This is a genomic window from Bradyrhizobium sp. 31Argb, from assembly GCF_043638955.1.
Lineage (GTDB): Bacteria > Pseudomonadota > Alphaproteobacteria > Rhizobiales > Xanthobacteraceae > Bradyrhizobium.
Window position 1 is genome coordinate 1 of sequence record NZ_JBEGDB010000569.1, and the last position, 1,728, is coordinate 1,728.

Here is a 1,728-nt window from a genome sequence, read left to right on the forward strand (position 1 = left end):
AGCTCGCGCCAAACTCGGCCGCGCCTATCCAGCCACCCCCAAAGAGTCAAAATCACTGTGATAGACCACTAGCCGATCGCAGTCAGCGGCAATAAGCTTTCTCGGCAGCGGTCACCTTAGGCGATGTGCTTAGGCGCTTTTCTGCGTACCAACGATCTGGTGCGCGCAAAATCGGCATTTTGGTGCGATCCGTACGGTTAAGCTCAATCAGTTCATGATCGCAGCAGTGATGGCTTCCTCGGTCTCTTCAACGATCTCTTCGTCGCTCATGCCGGCAACCTAAACATGCTGCCATCGTCTAGCAAGCCAGGATAGCGCCCTCTCAAGGCGTAGACGCGGGGGCGGATCCCGCTGGCAGTGCCAATTGCCCACGTAGCTCAGCGGATGAGCGCCTTGCTAGGAGGACGCAGGTTCGATTCCTGCCGTGGGCTCCAAGATACCTGGGTAAAGCTCGTGTGGAAGAGCACCGCGTTTGGGCCGCGGAGGCGCGTGGTCGGAGCACGCTACCCAGACCAGGTTGTTGCCTCTTAGCTCAGCTGGAAGAGCGCTCGACCCTGACTCGAGAGGTCCGCGGTTCGAAGCCGCGAGAGGCTGCCAATGGCGAGAGACCCTGTCGGATAGGGGCCAGTCTGCAAAACTTGGAGAAGTGGGTTCGACTCCCGCTCTCGCTTCTATGCCTTCGTAGCTCAGCGGACAGAGCAAGGGTCTTCTAAACCCGAGGTCGCCAGTTCGATCCTGGCCGAAGGCTGAGATTGGTCAGCGCTTCGCGCAGTATCTTGTGCCAAGCAGCCCGGCCGCCTTCGACGTAAGCCTGTTCCTGTTCCGGTTCTTACGTCATCGATGTGGTCCTTTTGAAATTGGAGAGGTGGCCGAGCGGCTGAAGGCGGCGGTTTGCTAAACCGCTAGACCGACGTGTCTCGCAGGTTGGAATCCTGTCCTCTCCGCCATCAATTCCGGAGTCCTCGCCTGGCAAGAAAGGCGCGGTCGATCTCGCGGCCGGCCGGCGCCAGCACCTCGACCACGTTGCCGTCGGCGTCGCAGCAGCGCCGCATGGTGTAGGCGAACGTGCCGAGGCTTGGGGTAGGGACGTTGACCGTCGCGGCGCGCGGCCGCTCCGTCTTGGCCCCATGTGCAGGGCCGCCGACAAATTCAATGAGGGATTTGGTCATGGGCTCGTCACGCTTGGTTTCGTCGTCGCGGAGATTACCGCCCGCGACAACTCGAGAGCCATCTGCCAATCGTAGCTCTGGAGGAAATCGCTCTCGTCAAGCCGGGCCCGCCAGTCAAGCTTACCGCCGGTCCAGATGTCAATGATGGCGCTGGCACCGATAATTTCGGGCAATAACTTTTCAATGCGGGATCATAGTGTTTATCACTATTTGCGGGCGTACCTTAAGGGCAGAGCGTCAAGATTTCCACTCTAAAAGCACCGGTTCGAATCCGGTCGTCCGCACCAATCACGCCGCGGCCGCGCCCTTTGAGGTGAGCCGCAGCTTCCGGCCGCCGGCATCTTCGACCCAGCCGTGATCGCCGGCATATTGCAGGCCCTGCATGAGTTCTTCGCGATCCGATCCGTCGGGCCGAAGCCAGATCTCCTCGATTGAGGTGAAGATCATGATGTCGCCCGGCTGGATGCCGGCGTCCTTCATGATCTTACTCATAGGTCAGAAATATAGGCGACATTGTTGCGGCGTTGGTGTATGCTATCGGCATGAAACGCGACGGCCG

Annotated in this window: 2 protein-coding genes and 6 tRNA genes; 6 read left to right on the forward strand and 2 right to left on the reverse strand. The window is 59.7% G+C overall.

Annotated elements, in window-relative coordinates; all coding sequences use genetic code 11:
- The first annotated feature begins 287 nt into the window (after nt 1-287).
- The 5 genes from AAFX91_RS41440 to AAFX91_RS41460 all read left to right on the forward strand — a co-directional run bounded on the left by AAFX91_RS41440 (nt 288) and on the right by AAFX91_RS41460 (nt 947).
- Nucleotides 288-363 (forward strand) — tRNA-Glu (locus AAFX91_RS41440).
- 3 nt (nt 364-366) lie between these two features.
- A tRNA-OTHER gene (locus AAFX91_RS41445) sits at nt 367-434 on the forward strand.
- A gap of 165 nt (nt 435-599) precedes the next feature.
- A tRNA-Cys gene (locus AAFX91_RS41450) sits at nt 600-671 on the forward strand.
- Between the two features lie 4 nt (nt 672-675).
- Nucleotides 676-748, forward strand: a tRNA-Arg gene (locus tag AAFX91_RS41455).
- Nucleotides 749-859: 111 nt separating this feature from the next.
- Nucleotides 860-947 (forward strand) — tRNA-Ser (locus AAFX91_RS41460).
- Here the strand turns inward: AAFX91_RS41460 and AAFX91_RS41465 are convergent.
- Complete coding sequence (locus AAFX91_RS41465; RefSeq protein WP_394570322.1) at nt 948-1,169, reverse strand: hypothetical protein; 222 nt, start codon at nt 1,167-1,169, stop codon at nt 948-950.
- Between the two features lie 212 nt (nt 1,170-1,381).
- Between AAFX91_RS41465 and AAFX91_RS41470 the strand changes: the two genes are divergently transcribed.
- Nucleotides 1,382-1,456: transfer RNA gene (locus tag AAFX91_RS41470), tRNA-Gly, on the forward strand.
- A 1-nt stretch (nt 1,457) separates the two neighbouring features.
- Here the strand turns inward: AAFX91_RS41470 and AAFX91_RS41475 are convergent.
- On the reverse strand, nt 1,458-1,649 hold the full coding sequence (locus AAFX91_RS41475; protein WP_394570323.1) for a hypothetical protein: 192 nt from the start codon (nt 1,647-1,649) through the stop codon (nt 1,458-1,460).
- Nucleotides 1,650-1,728: the final 79 nt, after the last annotated feature.

Excerpts from the sequence above, each read along its gene's own strand:
- AAFX91_RS41465 (WP_394570322.1), bottom strand. The coding sequence starts at position 1,169 with ATGACCAAATCCCTCATTGAATTTGTCGGCGGCCCTGCACATGGGGCC.
- AAFX91_RS41475 (WP_394570323.1), bottom strand. The coding sequence starts at position 1,649 with ATGAAGGACGCCGGCATCCAGCCGGGCGACATCATGATCTTCACCTCA.